This is a genomic window from Mycobacterium sp. KBS0706, assembly GCF_005938675.2.
Lineage (GTDB): Bacteria > Pseudomonadota > Alphaproteobacteria > DSM-16000 > Inquilinaceae > Inquilinus.
Genome location: NZ_VCCH02000015.1, coordinates 1 through 26805 on the forward strand (window position 1 = coordinate 1; position 26805 = coordinate 26805).

The following is a 26805-nucleotide window of genomic DNA, read 5'->3' on the forward strand; positions in this document are numbered from 1 at the left end:
GCTGCGCTATGCCGTCGAGGGGCTGCGGCGGGGTGGCTATGACAGCTCGATGAAGTGGGTGTAAGGGGGGCGCCGGAGAGGGCGGCAGAGCACGGGTGTACGCGGCTTTAGCTGGACGGCGCGGCCGGTTTGTCCCCATTGCCGTCATTGGGAGTGTATCCAGAGCGCTCCGAACCGGTCATGCCGAATGCCGCGCGGGCTACCGAATCCGGACGCTAGGGGAGCGGCCGATTCGTCCTCGAAGCGGAATCTGGTGCCACTTGGAATTACCTCCGAACGTACCTGTTCCCCTGCCTGCTTGGCGTTTGCAACAAATGCACCTAATGCGAGATGGCCGCGAGAGCCGCTTCGGCCTTTGAGATATGCGGCCAAAGCTGTGGAACTGCACGACAAAGCGCCTTCAGGTGGTAACGAAGTCGCGTAGCTCCCTCCCGGCCGATCTCGCCATTGGCGATTTCGAAGAACCACTCGCCGACCGCTTTGCACCACTCCTCCAAATCCGATCTAGAAGCACAGGCGGTAAGGGCAATTCGCATCTGATTCTCCGCGGCAGAGTCGATGACGCCGCGGCGGCGGAGAACTCGCGACAAGATGCGCACTTCGTCGGCAAGCCCGCTATGCCGCGCCGAGGCGGCAATGATCGCGAGCCCCATTATGAGCGAAAAGCCGATGTCGGAATTCGGTTCCAACTCAAGTCGGTATTTTACCTTCCGAAGTAGGCCGGCGATGAGATCAACGGTCTCCGTGTCGAACCGAAACGCCAAGGAGAAGTTCACGACACTCGCGAAGACACGCGCCTCAAGGGGCTTCTCGTCTTTCGGCTTGCGAAGCTCTTCCAGAAGGTCTTCCGGGAAAGGCAGCGAAGCGTCAATGCCGCCCTCGACAGGGCTCGGCGCGCAAGCCAATGGATGAGAAGTCCGGCTCGGGAGATCGTTCTCGCCGTCTCCCAGCAAAAGAGTCTTGAGGGGGCCTTCCGGCAGAGTGTCTTTGTTTTCGTTGCCGGCAATTCGGGCTCGCATCAAGAGCTCGATCTGGAATTGCATCGCGCTTATCAGATCGGGAATACTGCGTGGCTCTTGCCTTAAATCGGCGAGCGCTTGAATGTAGAAGGGTTCGGCTCGCAAGCTTGCCCAACTGGAAGAGCCGCCGCCAGTTCCTCCGAGGGCAACGAGCTCTCGTTCGATCATAGACGCCTGCGCGCTCGCAGCGAGACGGCGCCAGAACGGGGGCTCGGAAGCGAAGAGGCGAGTGCGCGACAACTCTCCGTCCGCGAACACAAAGAGATTGGCGGTGAGGGCTAGTCGTCCGCTTTCGTCATCGGGATCCTCGTCTCGTATCCGCTCTAGCATCCGAACCAATATGGGCTCGAGGGCAGGAAAGCTTTTCAAGGACCGGATGCCGATCTCGATGCCGGCAATTTGCGAAAAGAGATCGCCTTGCTCCAATAGCCAGGCGAAGAAAGCTTCGACATCTGCAGCGGGGCGTTCCGAGATATCGATCAGCGCGCTGAGTCTCGGATTGGCGCAAAGCAAGAGGCACTGAGCGAGGCCTCGCGCGAAATCCCATTTTAACAGCCGGACGATCTGCCCTTTTGCATTGCCAGCCGCATAGGCGTCGACATTGGTCGCCTCACCGCGTTCTCCGATAAGGCCTCTGTAGTAGCTCGCCTTTCCGGGCACGATCACCGAAACTTGGCCGTCCGGCACGATGAGCTCGCCCCGCATTCGAGCCGCAACGGATTGCGGCGTTAGTTTGAGCTCGTCGGTTAGCGCATGCATCTCGTCTTCGCTGAGTGGGCCCTTTTCGATCTTCTCCCTCCAGTTCTCGATCGCGCTGGTGGGAAGATTGGCGGCCGCGACATCGCCTTCGAAGTAGGCCAATCGTACGCCGCGATCCTCGGCGAGCATCCAAAACGGAGGCAGGCGGTGACGCGCTTCGCCGAGCGTTAGGAAGAGCTCAGGTTTAGCGCCCGGTTCGATTGATACTTCGACAGGGTCTCCCTCGACAGGCTTCACAAGCACCGAGGATTCCGGCCCTTTGAAGAGGGTCCGGATTGCTGGGAACAACTGGGAGCCGCGGAATGCAATCCCAAGTCCATTGAGGGTGAGCACCGAATCGACCGTTAAACCGTACCTCGAGCGGAAACTCTCGGATTGAGAGATATCTCGCCGAATGGACTTCGGGAACAACCTAAGCAGCTTCAGGGCAACAGGACCGCGGAGGTCAGGCTTGCTCGTCATCGTCTCCTCCTTCGGAGGTGCGGGCGACCTGTTGCTCTACAATCTCGCTGATGGACGTGAGAAGCCCGGCGTACGATTCCGGCTGCTCTTCTTCGAAGCCCTCCAGCACGGCGCTCTCGAGCCAATCCCAGTACCGCGCTCGGACCCCATCGTCCGTCGTCGGGAGGATCAAAAGCATGAGGACTTGCCTGCGGTATCGCTCGATCGCGCCGAGCCCAGTCGTGACAGACCTATGTGCCCAGCCGCGCGCATCGAAAAATTCAAGAAGCCAACTAGATCTGGCGCGCGCCTTCTCGTCCGGAACGGATTCCTGCCACTGGCTGCGCAAAGCCGCCGTTGCCTCTTGCGTCAGAGTATCGAGCCAGACGCCTTCGCTAGGCAACTGAAGACCGTCGGTCATTCTCGCCAGAACGATGCTTTCACGGATGGCTCTGAGTTCGGCCGTCTCCTGAACTAGGCCGTCGACAACGGGGGCGGCATCCAAGAGCGCGGCGAGTTCGCCCGGACGTAGCGGAACGAAAAGCATGCCTGCCTGCCGAATGACTGTCAGGCCTTCTGTCAGTTCTTCGGAGGTGAGGTCCCCGCTTCCGGTCATCGTTGCGAGCAGATCGATTGACGTCGCGATGGGGTAGGTCTCGTGCGTCTCGAACCGATTCACAAATCGATCGTCGACGATCAGAGCGTCGATCTCAGAGCGCCCAGCAAGGAGTAGGCGGCTGGGATGCAGATCGAAATCCTCATCATCGTCCTCTGCCGGCAGCAATCGACCAAGGCCCACCTTTCCGGATGCGATCCCGTCGCGCAGGGCGACTTGCAATTCCTCGACCAAACGCCGGGCGTCATCTGCCGAGGCATCGTAGCTGACGAGCTCATTCGCACGATCGACTTCGGACGAGGTTACAAAGACCTTAAACCCAGCCATTGGCAGGCGCGACAGCAGGCTCAGATGCTGAAGGAAGGATAGCGCAACATCGTCCAGGTAGAGCGTGGCACCCGGTTGCACGACCGGATTGTGAGGCCAAGCCTGCTCGTGAAGGCGCAAGTATGTGTTGGCGTTCGCACTCTCGACGTCGGAGAGATGCCCGCTGAGTTTGAGCGCCGCGAGCACATCGCCCACGCCGGCAAAAAACGTCTCGTACCCTGAAATATCCGCAGTCTCTTCGAGAAGAGAACCGAGTTTGGGAAGAGGCGCGGGCCGGACCACGAGCTTCTGCGACTTGTCTTGTTCGTCGAGCATCTGGGCAGCAACGAGATATTCCGCGATGTCATCTCCAACTCGTAACTCCAGCTCTTGCGGTGGAATCGTGCGTTCGAATCGGTGCACTTGATTTGCATCGATGAGCTGCTTTACCTCTCGCGCTCTTCGCAGCTGGCTCGGCTGATGGAACGCCAGTTTATCGCGCTCTTCGAAGAGCCAGTTGAGCGTCGTATGAGCGATTGTGACACTGCCCGCCCAGGCCAGGAACTCTCGAAGCCTGCCCGTTAGGCTGAGCGTAAGGAGACTTGTTAGATCGATCGCAACGCGTTTGCCCACATTCGACCGCACAGGCTTCGTGCCGCCGAAAGCGAAGATCGGAGACCGCCTCCGAGGATCCGTTTGGCGTAAGTTGCTCAGAGCGGGGCGCAAGAACACATCGAGGAGCGTGCGGCGGGCGACCTTTGCAGCAGCAAAGAGAGGAGCCTCTCCGAGAACGACGAGGTCCCAAGTCCGATCCATCCGCTCATCCCAATCGGGCTGCAGGTCCAATAGCTCCCGAATATCCATCCGCCGAACCGGACCGTCTTCGCCCGACGCAGCGATAGCTCCCTCCAGCCAGCCGTGAATTTCTGCTACGTTTTCCCAGCCTGCCGAGCACGCCGTGGAATAGGACGCTGAAAGGATGTCGGCATTACCGTTCGCTTTGCTCGCAGCTTCGCGAACCAACTCTTGCGATCGAGCCGCGGCCCCGATCCGTTGGGCCAGCACACCGGCGCGCAGCAGTTCCGTGGCGTCTCGCCTCTCGCGATTCTGCCATTCGGTTTCGACAAAGGTGTTGAGCGAGCTCCAATCGCCGGATGCAACCGCGATGTTCATCGCAAGGTGACGGTCGTTTTGAATGTCCCGTCCGGCGCGAAGCTTATCTAAGCCGGACTTAGCTTCGCCAAGTCTGCCAAGGCGGTAGTTGGCCCACGCCACCGTCGCGCCAATTTTCAGAGATGCGGCGACGATCTCTGGATACGTATCCGCAAACGCAACGATCGTATCGTCGGCATTTGTCTCATAGAGAGCGAAGGTATAGGTTTCGGCGCTGGGAAGGTCTTTGATCTGCTCGAAGAGAATACCCGCAAATGCGGCAAGCTTCGTAAAGTCCCGAGTATGTTCTAGCTCGCGTACGAGGTTGAGAAGGGCGGGGACTGTTGGGTTCGCTCGATACTCCGTCTCCCGAAGTGCGGCGACGTCGGCGCCGGTTGCCCCCTCGACAAGATTGCGCAATGTCGTGAGAGCGCTTGGCTGAATATCTTTGCCTTCCAGCAGGGCGAGCTTCGATTGAGCCTCTTCCGTGCGTCCCGCTTTGACGAGGGATTCGATCTCAATCGAGGTCAAGAAGTCCGACCGATAATATTCTAAGAGCTGATCACGATGCCGATCGATATAGGTGGCAACGTCAGGCGCTTTTCGGCGCAGCGCCACCTCAAATCGAGCAACTGCCGCGTCGAGCGACTTTCCGCCCGTGAGAGCTGTTGCCCGCTCGATATCCTCTTCAACGGCTTGCAGGTTCAGGTCGAGACCGAAGGCAAAAGCGAGCGGTATTCGACGAAGTCTAACCTTCTCGTCGGCCATGCTCCCTTGTAGATCCTCAAGAGCCTTTTCGACGAACGATGGGTCGCGCAGTTGCAACCACAGCGCTCTATCGGCCGCAATCGATGCGGTCTGCTTGGCACCGAGAGGTCCGAACGCGGCCGCAGCCCTTTTGTAGTAGCCGATCGCTTTCGCACGATCCGCCATCGCCTGAGTATCTTCGGCCAATGGGAAATCGGCCGGATAGGGAGGCAGTGGCGGCTGGAGCGCATCTCGAAGATCAGGATGGACTGTCCGCTCGAGATACGCGGTCGCGGAAAGAACCAGGAGCGCGGGGGTCGTCGCGAAGTCCGCCTCTCCAAGCGCATCGACGACCATAATCGCGGACTCAACGTCGCCCGCAGTGAGATGCATACCGAGAATTCGGAACTTGCCGTCAGGATGAAATCTGTCGAGCGACAGACCGGCTCTTTCCAGCCATTGAAGGCCTTCTACCGGCGAAAGTTTGTGGGCGGCTACGATGAGCGAGGCCGCAAGAGACGCCGGCGTGTTGAGAGGCTCCAGAGCGGCGAGCGCCTTCGCCCTTTCGCCGTTCTGAGAGAAGGCTTCGACGAACGCGCCCGCAATCGCCGTCTCTTCGCTGGGGCCGAACGCTTGGGCTTTCGATAAAGCATGTCGCGCCTTTTCGTGATCGACTGTCGCGAGAATTCGCGCGCACCAGGCAAAGATCGATTGGCGGACGCTTGACGAGCCGGCAGTAAGCTCGCCGGTATCGACGGCCGTTAGAAGCGAATTGCACGCAGCCGTTGCATCGAACCCTGCCGCGAACCGTGCTTGCCGCAGTTCGCGAAGGCGGCTCTCCGCAAAATTGGTGACAACCGAGTTTTCTGCCGGAGTTCCGGAAATCGCGCGGACGATCTCGCGCTGGCCAGCCAAAATTGTTTGCGTGGTTGCACTTATGTCCGCCTGCGTTTCCAGAAGGCCTTTCGCAGGGGACTTCATAAGAAGCCCATCTGCGGCAAGGGACGCTCGAAGGCTTTCACCATCGAGGCGGCCTCTCACCTTCATCGCATTTTGGCAGTCGCGCTCGATCGCCTTGAACGCGGCAGGAGCCTCGTCTGGAAGCTCAAGCAGGCCCTTGAGTCCAACTTCTGCAAGCTCGCGCTGCGGACCACTGAAATCGTATTCGATCACATGAATGAATTTAAGGACTGCCTCGAGATCAAGATCGGCCGGTGCGCCGTGTGCATCGAAAGCCGAACGCATCAACGTCTTGAAGGATGCCAGGAGTTTCTGCTTTGCGTCCGTGAGCGTTGCGGTCGATTGCATCCTCACCGCATCGAGTGCTTTTACGAGGTCCACCTTTATTGGGCCGGACGTTTCGTATCCGACCGCAAGAAGCATCGCGTCCTTGCCGCCGACGAGAGGGCGATCCCACCCTCTGTCGCCTTCGCCGTCTTTGGTTAGCAGCCATAGACGTGCGAACTCATCGCAAGTTTTCCCCAATTCGCTCGTCAGAACGAATCGGCCCGTAAGTGAGTTTTTCGATTGGATGAACACCCATCCGCCTGCATCGGTTTCGATTACGACATCGTCGACTGGCACTTCGGTTTCGAAACGGATCGCGTTCGGTTTGGCAGCACCTAATCCGAGCCGCTTATCCAACGCGCCAGCGGTCAAAAGCCGGACCGCAATCGATGCGGCGACCGAGGCTTGCATAGTGATGCCGCCGGCGGGTGCATTCCCACCGCCCTTCGCCAGCAAACTCGCGCTGTTGGTTACCTTTTTGGCCATCGTCTACTCGTTTAGAGCCCGAGTTGCCGCGAAGGCTCGGGTCTAGCCCTGCAACATAGGACTGAATCGCCGAATGCGAGGAGACCCTGCGACCACAGCATAGAAAAAAGCCGCCCGCTGGAGGCGGGCGGCCGAGGCACATGAAAATTCCCACCGGCCGCGAGGGGAGCATGCGGCCGGTGGCAGAAGCGGCAGGATCGCGGCCTAGTTCGCCTGGCGGCGGAGGAAGGCCGGGATGTCGAGCGCGTCCTCGTCGCTGCGCGGCAGCGGGGCACGGCCGGCATCGATCGCCAGGCGCTGCTGCGCCACCGGACGCGGCGCCTCGGGCGCCCGCGGCGGCTCGGCGGCGGCGCGCGGCGCCGGCTCCTGACGCAGCGTCGGCGCCTGATGCGCTTCGGGCAGCGGCTGCTCCTCTTCCCGCAGCAGGCCGGTCACCCGCCGGAACAGGCCCAGCTTCTTGCGCCCCTCGGCCGGCGCGGCGGCAGCCGCCTCGACCGGGCGCTGGGCCGCCGGCTGCGGTGCGGCCATCGGGGCCGGACGCGCCGCCATGACGCCGGGACGCGCGCCCGCCGACATTCCCGGGGCCCGGGCCGCGGCCTGCTGCACCGCCGGCTCCTGAACTTCGTCCACCGCCGGCTCGGCCTGATCCTCGGCCGCGTAGTCCGGCTCGGGCTCCACCTCGGCCGGGGCCTGCGCCGCCGGGGCCTGCTCGACCGGGGCCGGAGCGACCGGCTTCGGCGCCGGCTGGGCCATGGCGAAGCGCTGCGGCGTCACCGCCGCCGGACGGGCCGGCATCATCGGCTGCGGCGCCGGGGTCGCTGCCGGCTGCTGCGGCTTGGCGCGGTCGGCGCCGCCCGGCAGCGTGGTGGTGCTGTAGGTCTGCGGCCGCTGCGCCTGGTTGATCGCCATGTCGATGCCGGTGGCGACGACCGACACCCGGACCTTGCCCTCCATGCTCTCGTCGAAGGTCGAGCCGAAGATGATGTTGGCGTCGGGGTCGACCTCGTCGCGGATGCGGTTGGTCGCCTCGTCGACCTCGTACAGGGTCATGTCGAGGCCGCCCGTGATGTTGATCAGGACGCCCTTGGCCCCCTTCATCGAGATGTCGTCGAGCAGCGGGTTCGAGATCGCGGCCTCGGCGGCGCTGATCGAGCGGCGCTCGCCCTCGGCCTCGCCGGTGCCCATCATCGCCTTGCCCATCTCCGCCATCACGGTGCGGATGTCGGCGAAGTCGAGATTGATCAGGCCCGGCTGGACCATCAGGTCGGTGACGCCGCGCACGCCCGAATGCAGCACCTCGTCCGCCATCCGGAAGGCGTCCGCGAAGGTCGTCTTCTCATTGGCGATGCGGAACAGGTTCTGGTTCGGGATGATGATCAGGGTGTCGACATACTGCTGCAGCTCCTGCAGCCCCTGCTCGGCCATGCGCATGCGGTGCGCGCCCTCGAAGTGGAAGGGCTTGGTCACCACGCCGACGGTCAGGATGCCCTGCTCGCGCGCCGCCCGGGCGATCACCGGTGCCGCGCCGGTGCCGGTGCCGCCGCCCATGCCGGCGGTGATGAACACCATGTGGGCGCCGTCGAGATGGGCGACGATGTGCTCCATCGCCTCCTCGGCCGAGGCCCGGCCGATATCGGGCCGCGACCCGGCGCCGAGGCCCTGGGTCAGCCCGGCGCCGAGCTGGATCCGCTTCTGCGCCGCCGAGCCGGCCAGCGCCTGCGCGTCGGTGTTGGCCACCACGAATTCGACCCCGGCCAGGTTGGCCCGGATCATGTTGTTGACGGCGTTGCCGCCGGCGCCGCCGACGCCAACCACGGTGATCCGCGGCTGGAGGCTGATGTCGCCCTGCGGAATGCTGAGATTGATCATGTCGATGCTCCCCTACTGTCCCCTATTCACCCTGCCGCTTTCCATCCGTCCGGTCCGTGCTCCCGGCATCGCCCCGGATGGTCGGGCGTGCCGGGTTGATTGGCCTTCGATCAGAGGTTGTCACGGAACCACCCTCCGATCCGGCTGAGGAAGCCGCCGCCCGCGGCGCCGCTCTCCTCCAGCCCCGGGCCCGAGCCGACCAGGTCGGCGGGCCCCGAAGTGGCGTAGGCCAGGAGGCCCGTCGCCGTCGAAAAGCTGGGGCCCGCCGTCGCCTCGGCCAGGCCGTCGAGGCCCAGCGGGCGGCCCATGCGGACCTGCTTGTCCAGCACCAGCTGCGCCAGCTCGCGCGCGCCCTGCAGCTGCGAGCCGCCGCCGGTCAGCACCACGCGGCGGCCGAAGGCCTTGTCGAAGCCGCTGGCCTCGAGCCGCGAGCGCACCATCTCGAAGATCTCCTCCATCCGGGGCTGGATGATCCCGGTCAGCAGGCTCTTCGGCACATGGGTCGGCTGGCTGTCCTCCTCCTCGCCGACCTGCGGCACGTCGATGACCTCGCGGTCGTCGGCCACCGAGGGCAGGGCCGAGCCGTACAGCGTCTTCATCCGCTCGGCATGCACGACCGGCGTGGTCAGGCCGCGGGCGATGTCGTTGGTGACATGGGCGCCGCCGACCGGCAGGCAGTCGGCGAAGACCAGCCGACCCTCGATGAACACCGCCAGAGAGGTGGTGCCGCCGCCCATGTCGATCACGGTGCAGCCCAGCTCGCGCTCGTCCGGCACCAGGCAGGCCAGGCCCGAGGCGTAGGGCGAGAGGATGACGGCCTCGACCTCGAGATGGGCCCGGTTGACGCAGGCGGTCAGGTTGCGCACCGCGCCGGTGTTGGCGGTGATCAGGTGCAGGTCGATGCTCAGGGATTCGCCGACCATGCCGCGCGGGTCGCGCACGCCGCGCACCTCGTCGAGGCCATAGCTGATCGGCACCGCGTGGATCACCTCGGCATCGGTGGCGATGCTGCCGTTGAAGGCGCGGGCGGCGCGGCGCAGGTCGTTGTCGGTGACCTCGCGGCCGCCGACCGGCACCTGCAACGACAGGCTCTGCGATGCCGGATGGCCGCCGGAGAGGTTGACGATCACCTCGTTGACGGTCTCGCCGGCCATCTGCTCGGCCGCCTGCACCGCGAGCGCGATGGTCTTCTCCGCAGCGTCGAGCTCGACGATGGCGCCGGCGCGGACGCCGCGGCTGGCCTGGTGGCCGATGCCGATCACCTGGGCCTTGCCCTCATCGGCGACGCGCGCGATGAAGCACACGACCTTGGTCGTGCCGAGATCGACCGCGGCGACGATCGAGCCCCTGGCACGGGTGCGGGGGCGGCGCATCGCGTTAAATCCCATGAGAGCCATCCGCGCCGCCCATCAGGTCTTGTCCTTGGTCGGGGCGCGCTGCGCCGCCGCCGCGGGAGTCAACTGGATCACCATCCGGTCGCCCATGCGCAGGTCGACCGACACGATGTCGCGGTCCAGCACCGAATCCTTGCGCTGCGCCTCGTCCAGCCGGGCCAGCGCCGGGGCGATGTCGCCGTCCGGCAGCTTCACGGTGACGTGGTTGTCGAGCACCAGGTCCCAGCGCCGGCCACCGACCCGCATGGCCGAGCGGATCCGGCGGGCGATGTCCGGCGTCTTCGACAGGGCGTCGACCAGCACCGCCGCGGTCGCGGCCGCATCGCCGCCGACCACCATCGGCAGGTCCGGATAGTCGGCCACCGACGGCACGGGCAGGACATGGCCCTCGCGGTCGATCAGGCTGAAGTTCTGGTTGTTCTGCCACAGCGCCAGCGGCACCCGCTCCTCGATCCGGACGAAGACGGTGTCGGGCAGCCGGCGCTCGACGCTGGCCGAGCGGATCCAGGGGATGTCCAGCAGCTTGGCCTGGGCCGCGTCGGGGTCGAGGTCGAAGATCGGGTCGCCGCGGCCGACGCCGAGCGCCGCCATGATGACGCCGCCATCGACCGACCGCCGGCCCTCGACCAGCACCTCCTGCACCGAGAAGCCGGCCGCCACGGTCAGGCCCATCACCGCGCCATGGATGCCGCGCCCGGCCGCGGTCAGCGTGCCGCTGGTCCACAGCGCGGCCAAGAGGCCGAACACGGCGATGCCGCCCAGCGCCATGCCGCCCAGGCGCAGCGCCGCCGCCTGGCGCCGGGCCATCGGCTTGCGGCGCACCGAGGTGCCGCCGCTGCCGCGCCGGCGCGCGGAGTCGGGCTCGGCGCTCAGCTGCCGCATGCGGCGTCCTCCAGCAGCCATTCGCACAGATCGGCGAAGTCGACGCCGATGTGCTTCGCCTGCTCCGGCACCAGCGAGATCGGGGTGAAGCCCGGCTGGGTGTTGATCTCGAGGAAGTAGAGCCCCTCGGTGCCCGGCCGGGTGTCGTCCCAGCGGAAATCGGTGCGGCTGATGCCGCGGCAGCCCAGCGTGCGGTGCGCCAGCAGCGCCAGGCGCATGGCCTCGGCGGCGACGTCGTCCGGCACCTGCGCCGGCAGGGTGTGGACGGCGTGGCCCTCGGTGTATTTCGCGTCGTAGTCGAAGAAGGCGTGGGTGTGCGCGATCTCGGTCACGGTCAGGGCGCGATCGCCCATCACGCCGACGGTCAGCTCGCGGCCCGGGACATATTCCTCGACCAGCGCGTCGCCATAGCCCCAGCCGGCCAGGTCGATCGGCGGCGCGTTGTCATTGGCGCGGACGATGCGGACGCCGACGCTGGAGCCTTCGGCCGCCGGCTTGACCACATAGGGCGGCTCCATCAGGTGGCGCTCGGCCACCTGCTGCGGCGGCGCCACCACGCCGCGGGCGGTGCGGATGCCGACCGCGCCGACGACCTGCTTGGTTGCCGGCTTGGACATGGCGATCGCCGAGGGCCGCACGCCGGAATGGGTGTAGGGCAGGCCCAGCATGTCGAGCACGCCCTGGATGGTGCCGTCCTCGCCGCCCTTGCCGTGCAGCGCGTTGAACACCACGTCCGGCGCCGGCCGCAGGGCGCGCAGCAGCGCCTCGAGGTCGCGGCCGACATCGATCAGCTCGACCCGGTGGCCGCGCCCGCGCAGCGCCACGGCGACAGCCCTGCCGGAGACGAGGCTGACCTCGCGCTCCGCCGACCAGCCGCCATAGAGGACTGCAACGGACTTCGTCATCGAGCGCCCCCCGCCGTGCGCTTGGCGCGCAGCGCGTCGAGCTCGGTGGGCAGGGCGTTGGCCCAGGCGGTGATGTTGCCGGCGCCGAGGCAGACCACGAAGTCGCCCGGCTGGGCCAGGTCGTAGGCGAGCTGGGGCAGCGCCTCGGGCCCCGGCAGCGGGATCACCCGGCGATGGCCGCTGTCGCGCAGCCCCTCGACCAGGGCCGAGCGGGTGGCGCCCTCGACCGGCGCCTCGCCGGCGGCATAGACATCCGCGACAACGACGATGTCGGCGTCGTTGAAGCAGGTGCAGAATTCCTGGAACAGGCTGGCCAGCCGGCTGTAGCGGTGCGGCTGCACCACGGCGATCACCTTGTGCTTCTGGGCCGCGGCCCGGGCCGCCTTGAGCACTGCCGCAATCTCCACCGGATGATGGCCGTAATCGTCGATCACCGTCACACCGCCCGACTCGCCGGTCTTGGTGAACCGGCGCTTCACACCGCTGAAGCGCGCAAGCGATTCGATGATCTGCCCGTCGTCCATTCCCATCTCATGGGCCACGGCGATAGCGGCCAATGCATTCTGGATATTGTGTTGGCCCAACATTGGCAACACAATATCGCGTATTAGACGGCTTTTTCCGGACTGCCGATCCTGGAGCACGGCGGTGAAGCGGGAGCCGCGCGTTTCGATCGAAAAATCGATCGCGCGGATGTCGGCCTGCGGGCTGAATCCGTAGGTCACGATGCGCCGGTCGGTCACCCGCGAGATCAGCGCCTGGACCTCCGGATGGTCGATGCAGAGGACGGCGAAGCCGTAGAACGGCGTGTTGGTGACGAACTGCTCGAACGCCGCCTTCACCGAGTCGAAATCGCCGTAGAAGTCGAGATGCTCGGGGTCGATGTTGGTGACCACGACGATGGTCGCCGGCAGCCGGGTGAAGGTGCCGTCGCTCTCATCGGCCTCGACCACCATCCAGTCGCCCTGGCCGAGCCGGGCATTGGTGCCGTAGGCGTTGATGATGCCGCCATTGATCACGGTCGGGTCCATGCCGGCGCCGTCGATCATCGCCGCCACCAGGCTGGTGGTGGTGGTCTTGCCGTGGGTGCCGCCGATCGCGATCGACCATTTCAGCCGCATCAGCTCGGCCAGCATCTCGGCCCGGCGCACCACCGGGATCAGGGCGGCGCGGGCGGCCTTGACCTCGGGGTTGTCGCTCTTCACCGCCGAGGAGATGACGACCACCGCGGCGTCGCCGAGATGGGCCGCGGCATGGCCGATCTTGACGTCGATGCCGGCCTTGCGCAGGCGCAGGACATTGGCACTCTCTGCCACGTCGGTGCCCTGCACCGAATAGCCGAGATTGTGCAGGATCTCGGCGATCCCGCTCATGCCGATGCCGCCGATCCCCACGAAGTGGATCATCCCAATGTCGAGCGGCATCTGCCTCATCGGCGGTACTCCTAACTTAGGCTCCAGTTGCGACCGACGCGCGAAGGCCCGCCTCCCGCCCGGCGAGGGCAAGGACGAGGTCGGCGAGTCGGTCGGCGGCATCCGGATGGGCTGCGGCGCGCGCGGCGCCGGCGGCCTCCACCAGAACGGAGGGGCGGGTGTACAGGTGTTCGAGACGCGATGCCAGCACTTCCGGGGTGAGGTCCGACTGCGGCATCAGCCACCCCCCGCCCGAGGCCGCGATGGCCCTGGCGTTGGCGGTCTGGTGGTCGTCCATGGCGAAGGGATAGGGCACTAAGATGGCGGGGCGACCGATGACGCCAAGCTCCGCCGCGGTCGAGGCGCCGGACCGGCAGATCACCAGCTGGGCCGCGGCCAGACGCTCCGGCACGTCGTCGAAGAAGGTCGCCAGCGTGGCGTCGGCGCCGATCGCGGCGTAGCGGCCGCGGCAGGACTCGATGTCCTCGGGCCGGCACTGCTGCACGATCGAGAGGCGAGCCCGCAACCCCTCCGGCAGCAGTGCCACCGCGGCCGGGATCAGCTCGCTGAACACCCGCGCGCCCTGGCTGCCGCCGAGCACCAGCAGGGTCAGCCTCCCCTCTTCCGTCGGTGCCGGATAGGGCGCGCCGGATTTGGCCGCGATCGCCGGGCGGACCGGGTTGCCGGTGACCTCGACTCGCCGGTTTTCCTGGCCTGCGGCCGCCTGCAGCGGGAAGCCGGCGGCGATGGCGGCGGCGCGGCCGGCCAGCCAGCGGTTGACCCGGCCCAGCAGCGCGTTCTGCTCGTGCAGCAGCACCGGGATGCCGGCGCGCGACGCGGCCAGCACGGTCGGCGCCGAGGGGTAACCGCCGAAGCCGACCACGGCCGCGGGCCGGTGCCGGCGCAGCACGCCGCTGGCGTCGAGATAGCCGAGGCCGAGCAGGGTCGCGGTCTTCAGCTTGCCGACCAACCCGGGCGCCACGGTGGCGGAGCGGACCGCGTCGACCGGCACCTCGGGCAGCCGGTCGCCGAAGGCGCGGCCGCGCGGGTCGGTCGCCAGCCGCACGGCATGGCCGCGGGCGATCAGCGTCCGCGCCAGCGCCTCCGCCGGAAAGACGTGGCCGCCGGTGCCGCCGGCGGCGAGCAGGATGGGGCGAGCATCACTCACCGCATCCCCCCGCCTCCGGCATGCCGCCGGGTCAGGGCCAGCACCATGCCCATGCCGTAGCCGAGCGCGATCAGGGACGAGCCGCCATAGCTGACGAAGGGCAGGGTCATGCCCTTGGTCGGGATCAGGTGCAGGGTCGAGGCCATGTTGACCGCCGCCTGCAGCCCGAACTGGGTGACCAGCCCGACCACCGCCAGCATGATGAACAGGTTGGTCTCGTTCATCACCCGCGACAGGCCGCGGACGACGATGAAGGCGAACAGCGCCACCAGCAGCAGACAGAAGAACAGGCCGAACTCCTCGCCGCCGACGGCAAAGATGAAGTCGGCATGGGCGTCCGGCAGGTACAGCTTGACCGAGCCCTCGCCCGGGCCGGTGCCGAACAGCCCGCCATTGGTGAAGGCCTCGATCGCCCGGTCGACCTGGTAGTTGTCGCCGGTCGACGGGTCGAGGAAGCGGTCGATGCGGCTGCGCACATGCTCGAACAGGAAGTAGGAGCCGACCAGGCCGCCGGTGCCCAGGCCGATCAGCCCGATCACCAGGAACATCGGCAGGCCGGCGATGAAGAACTGGATGAACCAGACCGCGGTGACCACCACGGTCATGCCAAGGTCCGGCTGCGACAGCAGCAGGAAGGCGATCAGGGCGTAGAGCACGGTCGAGGCGATGTAGCCGGGGAAGCCCGGCCGGGTCTTCTGCTGCGCGAACAGCCAGGCGGCGGCCACGGCGAAGGCCGGCTTGACGAATTCCGAGGGCTGCAGCGACAGGCCGGGCAGCTGGATCCAGCGGGTCGCGCCCTTGATCTCGACCCCGACGAACAGCGTGGCGAAGACCCCGAGCATCGACAGCAGCAGCACGATCGCCGAAGTGCGCCGGATCGCCCTCGGGCTCATCAGCGAGACCATGAAGGTCAGCACGATGGCCGGCAGCAGCATCATCAGGTGGCGTTCGATGAAGTAGAACTCGCCGAGATTGATGCGCTGGGCCACGGCCGGGCTGGCGGCCAGGATCAGGATCGAGCCGATGCCCATGATGATGCCGAGCAGCAGCAGCATCCAGCGGTCGACCGTCCACCACCAGCGGCCGATGACCGAGCTGTCGGCGCGATCCAGGGTCACCATCTACAGCTCCCCCCTCTCCACCCGGACCTGCAGGCCCTTGACCGACGCGGCGAACGCCTCGCCCCGCGCCTCGAAATTGGCGAACTGGTCGAAGGAGGCGCAGGCCGGCGACAGCAGCACCACGGCATCGGTGGCGCCGTCGGATTTGGCGGCGCGATAGGCGGCCTCGATCGCAGCATCGAGGTCGGTCGAGCGCTGATACGGCACCTTGCCCTCGAGATGGGCGGCGAATTTCGGCGTGCCCTCGCCGATCAGGAAGGCCTGGGCGACGCGCGGCAGATAGGGGTCGACCGCCTCCAGCCCGCCTTCCTTGGGACGGCCGCCGGCGATCCAGTAGATGGTGTCGTAGGAGCCGAGCGCCTTGGCCGCCGCGTCGGGGTTGGTGCCCTTGCTGTCGTTGACGAAGCGGATGCCGGCGATGGTGCCGACCAGCTGCTGGCGATGGGCCAGGCCGGGGAAGGTGCGGATCGCCGCGGCCAGCACGTCCTCAGCCACGCCGGCGGCGCGTGCGGCGGCCCAGACGCAGGCGGCGTTCTGGCCGTTATGGGCGCCCGGCAGCGCCGGCGCCTGGCGCAGGTCGAGCACGGCGCGGGCCTCGCCCTCGGTCGCGTCGTGCAGCACGAAGTCGCGGACGAAGACGCCGCCTTCGACCGCGCGCTCGGCCGAGATCGGGATCGCCCGGATCTCCGGCCGCGCTTTGGTCTTGTCGAACACAGCGCGGGAATAGTCGTCGTCGACGCCGATCACCGCGGTGCCGCCCGGGCGGATGCCGTCGAGCAGACGCTGCTTGGCGGCGACGTAGCCGGCCATGTCGGGATAGCGGTCGAGATGGTCGGGGGTGATGTTGATGAAGACGCCGATCGACCACGGCACCTCGGTGATGGTCTCGAGCTGGTAGGACGAGACCTCGAGCAGGTACCAGCCGCCGGGCCCGACCGGGCGGAGGCCGAGCGCGGCGGGGCCGAGATTGCCGCCGGCCTCGGAATCGAGACCCGCCGCCTCGAACACATGCTGCAGCAGCGCCGTGGTGGTCGACTTGCCGTTGGTGCCGGTGACGCCGAGGAAGCCGGCGTCGGGCAGCGCCTCGGCCAGCAGGTCGATGTCGCCGACCAGGCGGCTGCCGGCCTCCAGCGCCCGGGCCACCGCCGGATGCGGCCGCGGATGGGTGCGCGGAATGCCGGGGCTGAGCATCACCAGGTCGATTCCGGCCATGCCCTCGGCGCCGAAGTCGCGCACCGGCACGCCCTCGCGCTCGGCGAAGGAGCGGCCGGCGACCTTGTCGTCCCAGGCCACGACCTCGGCGCCCGCCGCCTTCAGCGCCCGGATCGCGGCGGTGCCCGACTTGCCGAGGCCGAGGACGGCGACGCTGCGGCCCTTGAGATGCGAGAGGTCGATCATCCGATCACCTCAGCTTCAGGCTGGAGAGGCCGATCAGGGCCAGGATCACGGCGATGATCCAGAAGCGGATCACGATGGTCGGCTCGGCCCAGCCCTTCTTCTCGTAATGGTGGTGCAGCGGCGCCATGCGGAACACCCGCTTGCCGGTCATCTTGAAGCTGGTGACCTGGACGATCACCGACACCGCCTCGAGCACGAACAGGCCGCCGATGATGGCCAGCACCAGCTCGTGCTTGGTGATCATGGCGATGGTGCCGAGCGCCCCGCCCATCGACAGCGACCCGGTGTCGCCCATGAACACCATGGCCGGGGGCGCGTTGAACCAGAGGAAGCCGAGCGCGCCGCCGATCAGGGCGCCGCAGAACACCGCCAGCTCGCCGGCGCCGGGGGCGTGGTGGATCTGCAGGTAGCCGGCGAAGACCGCGTTGCCGGCGAGATAGGCGATCAGGCCGAAGCAGGTGGCGGCGATGATCACCGGCATGGTGGCGAGGCCGTCGAGCCCGTCGGTCAGGTTGACCGCGTTGGAGGCGCCGACCATGACCAGCATGGCGAAGGGGAAGAACAGGACGCCGAGCTCGACCATGACATCCTTGAGGAACGGGATCGCGACCGCGGTCTCGCGCACCTCCGGCGTCACCTGCAGGTACCAGAACACGGCGACCAGGGCGATCGCCCCCTGCACCACCAGCTTCAGCTTGCCGGAGAGCCCCTTGGGGTTGCGCTTGGTCAGCTTCAGATAGTCGTCGCCGAAGCCGACCAGGCCGAAGCCGACCGTGACCAGCAGGACGATCCAGACGAAGGCGTTGCGCAGGTCGGCCCAGAGCAGGGTCGAGACCACGATCGCGATCAGGATCATCAGCCCGCCCATGGTCGGCGTGCCGCGCTTCTTGAAATGGCCCTCCGGCCCGTCCTCGCGGATCGGCTGCCCCGCCCCCTGCCGCGACTTCAACCACCGGATCATCGCCGGGCCGATCAGGAAGGCGATGACGAGCGCCGTCATCACCGCGGCCCCGGTCCGGAACGTCAGGTACCGGAACAGGTTGAAGACGAGCGCCTGGTCGGCGAGCGGGGCGAAGAGGGCCGGAAGCACCGGGACCGTTCCTTTCAGGGGCCGTTGGTCAGAGGCCGTTGGCGACGCGCTTGGGCGAGGCCTGGGGGGCCCGGTTCTCGCGCGCCACGTGCAGATTTTCCAGCGCCTCGACCAGCACCGCCATGCGGCTGCCGAGCGAGCCCTTGACCATGACGCAGTCGCCCGGGCGCACCGCCTCGGCCAGGATCGGCGCCAGGGCGGCGCTGTCGGCCGCATGGGCGCCGCGCCGGCCTTCCGGCAGCGCGTCGTGCAGTTGCTTCATGTCCGGGCCGCAGGTGAAGACGAGGTCGATGTCGTTGGCCAGCACATGCTGCTTCAGGCCCGCATGCAGGGCCGGCGCGTCGGGCCCGAGCTCGAGCATGTCACCGAGCACGGCGATGCGGCGCCCGTCCGGGCCGCTGTCGACCCCGCCCAGCACAGCCAGGCTGGCGGCGACCGAGACCGGGCTGGCGTTGTAGCTCTCGTCGATCAGAACCAGCTTGCCGGCCTGGCCGCCGCGCTGCAGCTCGATGGTGATGCGGGCGCCGCGGCCGCGCAGCGGCGTGATCCGGCCCATGGCGCGGGCCGCCCCGGCGATGTTGGCGCCCATCGCCTTGGCCGCCAGCAGCACCGACAGGCTGTTCAGCACCCAATGCTTGCCCGGGGCCGACAGGGTGTAGCGCAGCGGCTCGCCCAGGATCACGGCGTTGACCGCGCTGGCGGCGGTGTGCAGCGAGCAGTCGACCAGCCGGGCATCGGCCTCGGCATGCTCGCCGAAGCTCCAGATCCGGCCGACGCCCTGGGTCCGGGCGTGGGCGACCAGGCGCGGGAAGAACGGGTTGTCGCGGTTCAGGATCGCCGTGCTCTCAGGCCCCATGCCGCGGAAGATCTCGGCCTTGGCGTCGGCGATGCCTTCGACCGAGTCGAAATGGGCGGCGTGGACCGCCTCGACATTGGTGATGATGGCGACGTCCGGCTCGACCAGGCGGGACAGCGGCGCGATCTCGCCGGCATGGTTCATGCCGAGCTCGAACACGCCGTAGGACACCTGCTCCGGCATCCGCGACAGGCTGAGCGGCGCGCCCCACTGGTTGTTCAGGTTGCCCTGCGAGGCATAGGCCGGCGCCGTGGCCGACAGGGCCAGCTTCAGCGCCTCCTTGGTGCTGGTCTTGCCGACCGAGCCGGTGACCCCGACGACCCGCGCCTCGCTGCGCATGCGGGCGAAGCGCGCCAGGTCGGTCAGCCCGTCCAGGGTGTCCTCGACCACCAAGAGCGGCGCGTCATGCGGCACGCCCTGCGGCACCCGGTCGACCATGACCGCCGCGGCGCCCTTGGCCAGGGCGTCCTTGACGTAGTCGTGGCCGTCGAAGTTCGGCCCGCGCAGCGCCACGAACAGGTCGCCCGCCACGACCGAGCGGCTGTCGATCGAGACGCCGGACGCCGACCACTCGCCGACCTGCATCCCATTGGTTGCGGCGGCCGCCTCCGCAGCCGGCCAGAGCGCAGGGTTGGTCATGGCGTTCGTCTCCATCGCGGGTCGCTCTTCACTTCGGTCACGGCTGCGCGCGCCTGCTCCGCATCGTCGAACGGGCGTACGTCATCGCCGACAATCTGGCCGGTCTCATGGCCCTTTCCGGCCACGACCAGGACATCACCGGGGCCGAGCCCCTGAACCGCGGCGCGGATGGCCTCGGCCCGGTCGCCGATCTCGGCGGCGCCAGGGCAGCCGGCCAGCACCTGGCGGCGGATCTCGGCCGGGTTCTCGCTGCGCGGGTTGTCGTCGGTGACGATCACGCGGTCGGCCAGGCGCGCCGCGATCTCGCCCATCAGCGGGCGCTTGGCGCGGTCGCGGTCGCCGCCGCAGCCGAACACCACGACCAGCGCGCCGCTGGTGTGCGGGCGCAGGGCGTTCAGCACCGTCTCCAGCGCCCCCGGCTTGTGCGAATAGTCGACATAGACCGGCGCCCCGTTCGGGTGGCTGGCCACCAGCTCGACCCGGCCGGGGATGCCCTTCAGCTGCTCCAGCAGCCCGGCGGCGGTGTCGAGGTCGGCGCCGTCGGCCACCACCAACGCCAGCGCGGTCAGCACGTTGTAGGCCTGGAAGCCGCCGACCAGCGGCAGCTCGGCCCGGTAGGCCTTGCCGCCGGCGGTGAAGCGCAGGTCGATGCCGTGCGGCAGCGGCTCGGCCAGGTCCAGCCGGAACTCCTGGCCGGCGCGGCCGAGGGTCAGCACTTTGCGGCCGGCGGCGCGGGTGCGCGCGACCAGCCCTGCGGCCTCCGGCACGTCGGCGTTGATCACGGCGGTGCCGCCGGGCGGCAGCACCTGGTCGAACAGCCGCGTCTTGGCCGCCAGATACTCCGCCATGGTGGCGTGGTAGTCGAGATGGTCCTGGGTGAAGTTGGTGAAAGCGGCCAGCGTCACCCGCACCCCGTCCAGCCGGAACTGGTCGAGGCCATGCGACGAGGCCTCCAGCGCCAGCCTGGTCACCCCGGCCGCGGCCAGATCGGCCAGCTCGGCATGCAGCGCCACCGGGTCCGGCGTGGTCAGCGAGCCGTAGCGCTCGCGCCCCGGCGCCATCACCCCGAGCGTGCCCAGGCTGGCCGCCTGATGGCCCAGCAGGGTCCAGAGCTGGCGGGCGAAGTTGACGGTCGAGGTCTTGCCGCTGGTGCCGGTGACGGCAGCGATGGTGGCCGGCTGCCGACCGTAGAACTCGGCCGCCAGCAGCGCCAGGCGCCGACGCGGATTCGGATCGATGATCAGGGCGGCGGCGGCACCGGGCGGCAGCGTCGTACCTTCCGGCGCCAGGATCGCGGCGGCGCCGGCGGCCAGCGCATCGGCAATGAAGGCGCGGCCGTCGGCACGCGCGCCCGGCAGGGCCGCGAACAGGAAGCCGGGCCGGACCGCGCGCGAATCCGCGGTCAGCCCCTTCAGGCCGGCAGGCAGAGCGGAGGCGCCGGCGCTCATCCCTCTTCCTCCTCCACGGCCGACGCGACCTGCGGGGCGGCGCGGCCGGCGGGATCCACCGCCAGCTCCCGCAGGATCGCCGGGTCGTTCGGATCCTTCGGCTCGATCCCCATCATCGGTCCCATGCGGGCGATGATCCGGCCGCCCAGCGGCGCCGCGTTCCAGCCCGCGGTGTTGTAGCCGTAAGTGCCTTCGATCGCCTGGGCGTCCTCCAGCATGGTCATGACGATGTATTTCGGATCATAGGCCGGGAAGATGCCGACGAAATCGGTCACGCCGGCCTTGCGGTTGTAGCCGCCGCGCACCGCCTTGTTGGCCGAGCCGGTCTTGGCGCCGACGAAATAGCCGGGCACCTCCGCCTTGGTGGCGGTGCCGCTGACGACCACGACGCGCATCAGCGCCCGCATGATCCGCGACAGCTCGGGCGACATCACCCGGGTTTCCGGCACCGGCCGGGACGGGTCGTGCTTGAACAGCGTCGGCGGGTGGAGGGTGCCGCCATTGACCACGGCGGCGACGGCGCTGACGAGCTGGACCGGTGTGATCGCCATGCCATGGCCATAGGCGATGGTCATGCCGCTGACCTGGGTCCAAGGCTGCGGCACCATCGGCGACCCGACCTCCGGCAGCTCGAGCGGCGAGGGCTTGGTCAAGCCGAGCCGGGCCAGGAACTCCTTCTGCCGCTGCAGCCCCGCCGCCTCGAACATGTGCACCGAGCCGGTGTTCATCGACTGGCGGAAGATCTCATAGACGCTCCAGCGCCCGGATTGCGGCTCGGCCCGGAAGTTGCGGATGGTGAAACGCCCGACCCGGATCGGGCTCTGCTCATAGGTCGTCTGCAGGGTCGAGGTGCCGCTTTCCAGCGCCAGCGCGGTATTAAAGATCTTGAAGGTGGAGCCCATCTCGTACACGCCGAGCGTGTTCCGGTTGAACAGGGCATCCTCGGAGGCGGCGGTCGGCTCATAGGGGTTGAAGTCCGGCAGCGAGACCATGGACAGGATCTCGCCGGTCTTGACGTCCATGATGATGACGTTGCCGGCCGTCGCCTTGAACTTGGCGATCGTGGCCTGCAGCTCGTTCCGCACCATCTCCTGCAGCCGCAGATCGATCGACAGCGCCACCGACTCGCCGTTCTGCAGGCGCTGGTCGAGGCTCTTCTCCAGCCCGGCGATGCCCTGCGCGTCGATGTTGGTGAAGCCGACGACATGCGACGTCAGCCCGCCGGCCGGATAGTAGCGGCGCTCCTCGGCCTGGAAGGCCAGGCCGGGGATGCCGAGGCGGTTGATCTCGTATTGCTGCGCCGGGGTCAGGCCGCGCTTCAGCCAGACGAAGCGGCGGTCCGACGACAGGTCGGCCAGCACCTTGGCCTGATCCAGGTCGGGCAACGCCTTGCTGAGCCGCAGCGAGGCTTCGATCGGGTCGATCACCAGCTTCGGGTCGGCATAGAGCGACATCGAGGGCAGCGTGGTGGCCAGGATCAACCCGTTGCGGTCGCGCAGATCGGCCCGGTCGGTGGCGGGGCCGACCATGGCGACCGCCGCGCCCTCCCCGGTGTCGCCGAAGGCCATCAGCCGGACCAGGCCCGTGCCGATGCCGGCAAAGGCCAGGCCGAAGACCAGCGCGGTGACGACGACGCGCTGCCGGCCGGTCTCGATCGCCGCGGCCAGGGTGCGGCCCGGGTGGGCGGCATCGGCCCGGACGGACCGCGAGCCGGGATGTGCGAGGGGGAGGTCGGAGGCGATGGCCATCGCTCAGTCCTCGTTGCCGCCGGAGAGGTTGGCGACCACCGCATTGGCCGGCGGCGACAACATCTGCAGGATCGCCGGGTCCTTCGGGTCCGCCGGCTCGACCCCCAGCATCGGGCCCATCCGGGCGATGATCCGGCCGCCCAGCGGCGCCGAGTTCCAGCCGGCGCTGGCGAAGCCGTAGGTGCCCTTGATCGGCTGCGGGTCGTCCAGCATGGTCATGACGATGTATTTCGGATCGTAGATCGGAAACACGCCGACGAAATCGGTCACCCGGGCCCGCCGGTTGTAGCCGCCGCGCGCCGCCTTGTCGGCGGTGCCGGTCTTGCCGCCGACGAAATAGCCCGGCACCTCGGCCTTGGTCGCCGTGCCGCCGGTGACCACGGCGCGCATCAGCATCCGCATCGTCCGCGACAGCTCGGCCGAGATCACGCGCTTGCCCGGCACCGGCTGCGACGGGTCGCGCTTGAACAGCGTCGGCGGATGCAGGATGCCGCCATTGACGATGGCGCTGACCGCGGTGACCAGCGACAGCGGCGACACCGCCATGCCGTGGCCGTAGGCGATGGTCATGCCGCTGATCTTGCTCCAGGGATGCGGCACCATCGGGGCGCCGACCTCGGGCAGGTCGATCGGCGCCGGCTTGGTCAGGCCGAACCGGGTCAGGAACTCCTTCTGCCGGTCGACGCCTGCCGCCTCCTCCATATGCACCGAGCCGGTGTTGAGCGACAGGCGGAAGATCTCGTAGACGCTGAGCATCCCCGACTGGGGATCGCCGCGGAAATTGTGGATGGTGAAGCGCCCGACATGGACCGGGCTCTCGTCATAGAGACTGGTGAGGGTGGAGGTGCCGCTCTCCAGCGCCATTGCCGTGTTGAAGATCTTGAACGTCGAACCGGGCTCGTACACGCCGAGCGTGTTCCGGTTGAACATCGCCTCCTCGGCCGGGCCGCCCGGCTCGTAGGGGTTGAAGTCCGGCAGCGAGACCATCGCCAGGACCTCGCCGGTGTTCACGTTCATGATCAGGGCGTTGCCGCCCTGGGCGTGGAACTGCTCGACCGTCGCCTGCAGCTCGTCGCGCACCATCTCCTGCAGCCGCAGGTCGAGCGACAGCGCCATCGACTCGCCGCCCTGCAGCCGGTCGTCGAGGCTCTTCTCCAACCCGGCGATGCCCTGCGCGTCGATGTTGGTGAAGCCGACGACATGCGAGGCCAGGTTGCCGGCCGGGTAGTAACGGCGCTCCTCGTTCTGGAAGGCCAGGCCGGGGATGCCGAGGCGGTTGACCTCGTATTGCTGGGTCGGGGTCAGGCCGCGCTTCAGCCAGACGAAGCGGCGCTCGGACGACAGGTCGGCCAGCAGCTTGGCCTGGTCGAGATCGGGCAGCACCTTGGCCAGGCGCAGCGAGGCCTCGATCGGGTCGATCACCATCTTCGGGTCGGCGTAGAGCGACATCGAAGGCAGCGTGGTGGCCAGGATCAGCCCGTTGCGGTCGCGCAGGTCGGCCCGGTCGGCGGCCGGCGCGGCAGCGGGCAGGGCATGGGTGGCCATGGCGCTGTCGGCATCGCCGCCGAAGGCCATCAGGTCGATCAGCTTGAGGCCGATGGCGCCGAAGGTGACGCTGAACACGAGGGCGCTGATGACGATGCGCTGGCGGCCCGTCTCGATGGCCGCGGAAAGCCGTTGAGCCGGCCGAAGGGCCGGCTCCGTCTGCCGCGGTGAGGTCGGGGTTCCATCCAGCGCGTCAGCCGTCATCGAATTCCCCGTGGCGCCTCGAGGCCGGAGAGCAGGACGCCGATCGGATCATCCGATGCGGCGGCCCGGGTCGGGGCCAGGGCCTGGGCCACGGCCTCCAGCGGCGCCGTGGGCCGGCGCGGCGCCACCACCGGCCGGATCGGGACGTCGGCCGCGGCGACCCGGGTGGTGGCGGGTGCCGCGGCCGGGGCCACCACCGGCGCCGGCCGAACTTCGATGGCGGCGACCTGCACCGGGGCGGCGGGCGCGGCCGGCTGAGCCGGAGCGGCGGAAGGCTGAGCCGGGACGGCGGCAGGCTGCGGCGAAACGGCTTGGGTCTGGACGGGCATCGGCGCGGCCGCGGCAAGGAGGATACCGCCCTCGCCGGGTCGGTGGGCCGGCAGGGGCACGGGCCCGAAGCTGGGCAGCGCATCGACCTGGGCGACCAGCGGCGCGGTCGGCGCCATCGGCTCGCCGTCGAGCGACGGCAGCGGCATCGGGATATCCGCCGCGCTGGCGACCATCTGCGTCGGCGCGATCGGGCGCAGCTTCGTAAACTGGTCCGTCAGCGCCTGCAAGCGCGACGGCTGGTTCAGGAAGGCCCATTCGGCGTGCATCACCCGGATCGAATCCTGTTCCCGCAGGATCGACCGGTTGAGGCCGCGCAGATCGCCTTCCAGCGCCTGCACCTCGTAGCTGGTCTTGAACAGGAACGCGCTCGACGCCCCGATGAGGCCGAGCCAGATCATCGTGCCGACGCGGATCATGCTGCCACCCTCCCCCTCTCCCCGCCCCCATGACCAACCGGCGGCCAGGCCGGAGCCTCGCTCCGGATCGCCGCCCGCAGCCGCGCCGACCGGGCGCGCGGGTTGCTGCGGGTCTCCGTCTCGCTTGCCGTGACCGACCGCTTGGCCGCCAGGCGGAAGCTCGGCGCCCGGGTCTCGCCGCCGGGCGCCGCGACATGGCGCGACACGCCGCCGCCGGCGCCGCTGCGCTCCGCCAGGAAGCGCTTGACGCGGCGGTCCTCCAGGCTGTGGAAAGTGACCACGGCGAGCCGTCCCCCGGGCCGAAGCAGGCGTTCGGCCCCGCTCAAGCCGTGGTCGAGTTCCGTCAGTTCCTCATTCACCCACAGGCGCAGCGCCTGGAAGGTGCGCGTCGCCGGATCGATGCCGTCCTTCGACCGCGGCACCACCCGGCGCACGATCTCGGCGAGTTGCAGCGTGCGCTCGATCCGCGCCTCCTTGCGCGCCGCGACGATGGCGCGGGCGACGCGGCGCGACAGGCGCTCCTCGCCGAAATCGTAGATCACGTTGGCGAGGTCGTCCTCGGCCATGGCGTTGACGACGTCGGCGGCGCTCTGCCCATCCCGCCCCATGCGCATGTCGAGCGGGCCGTCGGCGCGGAAGGAGAAGCCGCGCGCCGGGTCGTCGAGCTGCGGCGAGGACACGCCGAGGTCCAGCACCACCCCGTCCGCCTGCTCGCCGACCAGCGCGTCCATGGCGCCGAAGCGGCCCTCGACGATGCGGAACCGGCCCGGCTGCTCGGCCTCGAGGCGGCGCCCCTCCGCCACCGCCTCGGGGTCGCGGTCGATGCCGACCACCCGGCAGTCGGCCGCCGCCAGCAGGCCGCGGGCATAGCCGCCGCGGCCGAAGGTGCCGTCGACGATCAGGTCGCCGTCGCGCGGCGCCACCGCCGCCACGATCTCATTCAGCAGGACCGGGATGTGGGCGCCGCTCATGCAGCACCTCCATTGGCCCCGGCGCGGGCCAGGGTCATCTCGCGCGACGCGGCCAGCCGGGCCTGCTGATGCGCCTTCAGCGCCTCCGGCTCCCAGATCTGGAAGCGGCTGCCCATGCCCATGAAGGCGACGCTCTCGGTGATGCCCGCCAGATCCAGCATGTGCCGCGGCAGGATGATCCGCCCCTCCGGATCCATCTGCAGCTGCTGCGTCTCGGAGAATTCGCGGATTTCCAGGGCCTCGCGCTCCGGCGAGTACAGGTCCATCGCATCGAGCCGGCGCTGCACCTCGTCCATGTAGGCCTCGGTGACCCCGTCCAGCGCCTGGCGGTCCGGGGAGGGCTTCAGGTTCACGATCGGAGCGCCCAGCGCCTCCAAGGTCGCGCGGAAGGGAGCGGGCACGCTGACCCGCCCCTTCTTGTCGACCTTGTTGACGTAGGTGCCCGTGAACCGAGCCATCCATCCCCCCAGCGGTGCGCCCGCTGCCTCATCACCCCCGTCGTCCACACCCCGGAAGTGGACGATCGACCCCATCCGATGGGAGTTCATGGGATATCATGGGCAACGGTGGAATGCAATGGGATGGACTGGCCAAAT

18 protein-coding genes are annotated in these 26805 nt (G+C 68.1%); all 18 read right to left on the reverse strand.

Annotated features, from left to right (window positions below; translation table 11 throughout):
• Positions 1 to 320 precede the first annotated feature (320 nt).
• The 18 genes from FFK22_RS10430 to FFK22_RS10515 all read right to left on the reverse strand — a co-directional run bounded on the left by FFK22_RS10430 (position 321) and on the right by FFK22_RS10515 (position 26667).
• Complete coding sequence (locus FFK22_RS10430) at positions 321 to 2240, reverse strand: hypothetical protein (protein ID WP_138891202.1); 1920 nt, start codon at positions 2238 to 2240, stop codon at positions 321 to 323.
• Complete coding sequence (locus tag FFK22_RS10435; RefSeq protein ID WP_138891203.1) at positions 2224 to 6813, reverse strand: hypothetical protein; 4590 nt, start codon at positions 6811 to 6813, stop codon at positions 2224 to 2226. Before FFK22_RS10435 ends, FFK22_RS10430 begins: the two co-directional genes overlap by 17 nt.
• 204 nt (positions 6814 to 7017) lie before the next feature.
• The gene (gene ftsZ / locus FFK22_RS10440) at positions 7018 to 8682 is read right to left on the reverse strand and encodes a cell division protein FtsZ (RefSeq protein ID WP_138891204.1); all 1665 of its coding nucleotides are present in this window, start codon (positions 8680 to 8682) and stop codon (positions 7018 to 7020) included.
• 110 nt (positions 8683 to 8792) lie between these two features.
• Positions 8793 to 10070 carry a cell division protein FtsA gene (gene ftsA, locus FFK22_RS10445; protein ID WP_221938510.1) on the reverse strand — a complete coding sequence of 426 codons (1278 nt, stop codon included), beginning with the start codon at positions 10068 to 10070 and terminating at the stop codon, positions 8793 to 8795.
• Positions 10071 to 10091: 21 nt separating this feature from the next.
• A complete protein-coding gene (locus FFK22_RS10450; protein ID WP_186002403.1) occupies positions 10092 to 10958 on the reverse strand; it encodes a cell division protein FtsQ/DivIB in 867 nt (288 codons plus the stop codon).
• On the reverse strand, positions 10946 to 11863 hold the full coding sequence (locus tag FFK22_RS10455; RefSeq protein WP_138891207.1) for a D-alanine--D-alanine ligase: 918 nt from the start codon (positions 11861 to 11863) through the stop codon (positions 10946 to 10948). Before FFK22_RS10455 ends, FFK22_RS10450 begins: the two co-directional genes overlap by 13 nt.
• Complete coding sequence (gene murC / locus FFK22_RS10460; RefSeq protein ID WP_138891208.1) at positions 11860 to 13296, reverse strand: UDP-N-acetylmuramate--L-alanine ligase; 1437 nt, start codon at positions 13294 to 13296, stop codon at positions 11860 to 11862. The genes FFK22_RS10455 and murC overlap by 4 nt, the downstream gene beginning before the upstream one ends.
• Before the next feature lie 16 nt (positions 13297 to 13312).
• A complete protein-coding gene (gene murG, locus FFK22_RS10465; protein WP_138891209.1) occupies positions 13313 to 14443 on the reverse strand; it encodes an undecaprenyldiphospho-muramoylpentapeptide beta-N-acetylglucosaminyltransferase in 1131 nt (376 codons plus the stop codon).
• Positions 14440 to 15564, reverse strand: a complete 1125-nt coding sequence (locus tag FFK22_RS10470; protein ID WP_138891210.1) for an FtsW/RodA/SpoVE family cell cycle protein — start codon at positions 15562 to 15564, stop codon at positions 14440 to 14442. Before FFK22_RS10470 ends, murG begins: the two co-directional genes overlap by 4 nt.
• Positions 15565 to 16962 carry a UDP-N-acetylmuramoyl-L-alanine--D-glutamate ligase gene (murD, locus tag FFK22_RS10475; protein ID WP_138891211.1) on the reverse strand — a complete coding sequence of 466 codons (1398 nt, stop codon included), beginning with the start codon at positions 16960 to 16962 and terminating at the stop codon, positions 15565 to 15567.
• A gap of 4 nt (positions 16963 to 16966) precedes the next feature.
• Positions 16967 to 18052 carry a phospho-N-acetylmuramoyl-pentapeptide-transferase gene (gene mraY, locus FFK22_RS10480; protein ID WP_138891212.1) on the reverse strand — a complete coding sequence of 362 codons (1086 nt, stop codon included), beginning with the start codon at positions 18050 to 18052 and terminating at the stop codon, positions 16967 to 16969.
• Positions 18053 to 18080: 28 nt separating this feature from the next.
• Positions 18081 to 19547 carry a UDP-N-acetylmuramoylalanyl-D-glutamyl-2,6-diaminopimelate--D-alanyl-D-alanine ligase gene (locus tag FFK22_RS10485; RefSeq protein ID WP_221938511.1) on the reverse strand — a complete coding sequence of 489 codons (1467 nt, stop codon included), beginning with the start codon at positions 19545 to 19547 and terminating at the stop codon, positions 18081 to 18083.
• On the reverse strand, positions 19544 to 20995 hold the full coding sequence (locus FFK22_RS10490; RefSeq protein WP_138891214.1) for a UDP-N-acetylmuramoyl-L-alanyl-D-glutamate--2,6-diaminopimelate ligase: 1452 nt from the start codon (positions 20993 to 20995) through the stop codon (positions 19544 to 19546). Before FFK22_RS10490 ends, FFK22_RS10485 begins: the two co-directional genes overlap by 4 nt.
• Entirely contained in the window at positions 20992 to 22743 is a 1752-nt protein-coding gene (locus FFK22_RS10495) for a penicillin-binding protein 2 (protein ID WP_138891215.1), read from the reverse strand. Before FFK22_RS10495 ends, FFK22_RS10490 begins: the two co-directional genes overlap by 4 nt.
• 3 nt (positions 22744 to 22746) lie before the next feature.
• Positions 22747 to 24492 (reverse strand): penicillin-binding protein 2, encoded by a 1746-nt coding sequence (locus FFK22_RS10500; protein ID WP_138891216.1) that lies wholly within the window; start codon positions 24490 to 24492, stop codon positions 22747 to 22749.
• Entirely contained in the window at positions 24489 to 25238 is a 750-nt protein-coding gene (locus FFK22_RS10505; RefSeq protein WP_138891217.1) for a hypothetical protein, read from the reverse strand. Before FFK22_RS10505 ends, FFK22_RS10500 begins: the two co-directional genes overlap by 4 nt.
• Entirely contained in the window at positions 25235 to 26209 is a 975-nt protein-coding gene (rsmH, locus tag FFK22_RS10510) for a 16S rRNA (cytosine(1402)-N(4))-methyltransferase RsmH (RefSeq protein ID WP_138891218.1), read from the reverse strand. The genes FFK22_RS10505 and rsmH overlap by 4 nt, the downstream gene beginning before the upstream one ends.
• Positions 26206 to 26667 carry a division/cell wall cluster transcriptional repressor MraZ gene (locus FFK22_RS10515; protein ID WP_186002404.1) on the reverse strand — a complete coding sequence of 154 codons (462 nt, stop codon included), beginning with the start codon at positions 26665 to 26667 and terminating at the stop codon, positions 26206 to 26208. Before FFK22_RS10515 ends, rsmH begins: the two co-directional genes overlap by 4 nt.
• Positions 26668 to 26805 lie beyond the last annotated feature (138 nt).

Excerpts from the sequence above, each read along its gene's own strand:
- FFK22_RS10430 (WP_138891202.1), bottom strand. The coding sequence starts at position 2,240 with ATGACGAGCAAGCCTGACCTCCGCGGTCCTGTTGCCCTGAAGCTGCTT.
- FFK22_RS10435 (WP_138891203.1), bottom strand. The coding sequence starts at position 6,813 with ATGGCCAAAAAGGTAACCAACAGCGCGAGTTTGCTGGCGAAGGGCGGT.
- ftsZ (WP_138891204.1), bottom strand. The coding sequence starts at position 8,682 with ATGATCAATCTCAGCATTCCGCAGGGCGACATCAGCCTCCAGCCGCGG.
- ftsA (WP_221938510.1), bottom strand. The coding sequence starts at position 10,070 with ATGGGATTTAACGCGATGCGCCGCCCCCGCACCCGTGCCAGGGGCTCG.
- FFK22_RS10450 (WP_186002403.1), bottom strand. The coding sequence starts at position 10,958 with ATGCGGCAGCTGAGCGCCGAGCCCGACTCCGCGCGCCGGCGCGGCAGC.
- FFK22_RS10455 (WP_138891207.1), bottom strand. The coding sequence starts at position 11,863 with ATGACGAAGTCCGTTGCAGTCCTCTATGGCGGCTGGTCGGCGGAGCGC.
- murC (WP_138891208.1), bottom strand. The coding sequence starts at position 13,296 with ATGAGGCAGATGCCGCTCGACATTGGGATGATCCACTTCGTGGGGATC.
- FFK22_RS10470 (WP_138891210.1), bottom strand. The coding sequence starts at position 15,564 with ATGGTGACCCTGGATCGCGCCGACAGCTCGGTCATCGGCCGCTGGTGG.
- murD (WP_138891211.1), bottom strand. The coding sequence starts at position 16,962 with ATGATCGACCTCTCGCATCTCAAGGGCCGCAGCGTCGCCGTCCTCGGC.
- FFK22_RS10485 (WP_221938511.1), bottom strand. The coding sequence starts at position 19,547 with ATGACCAACCCTGCGCTCTGGCCGGCTGCGGAGGCGGCCGCCGCAACC.
- FFK22_RS10490 (WP_138891214.1), bottom strand. The coding sequence starts at position 20,995 with ATGAGCGCCGGCGCCTCCGCTCTGCCTGCCGGCCTGAAGGGGCTGACC.
- FFK22_RS10495 (WP_138891215.1), bottom strand. The coding sequence starts at position 22,743 with ATGGCCATCGCCTCCGACCTCCCCCTCGCACATCCCGGCTCGCGGTCC.
- FFK22_RS10500 (WP_138891216.1), bottom strand. The coding sequence starts at position 24,492 with ATGACGGCTGACGCGCTGGATGGAACCCCGACCTCACCGCGGCAGACG.
- FFK22_RS10505 (WP_138891217.1), bottom strand. The coding sequence starts at position 25,238 with ATGATCCGCGTCGGCACGATGATCTGGCTCGGCCTCATCGGGGCGTCG.
- rsmH (WP_138891218.1), bottom strand. The coding sequence starts at position 26,209 with ATGAGCGGCGCCCACATCCCGGTCCTGCTGAATGAGATCGTGGCGGCG.
- FFK22_RS10515 (WP_186002404.1), bottom strand. The coding sequence starts at position 26,667 with ATGGCTCGGTTCACGGGCACCTACGTCAACAAGGTCGACAAGAAGGGG.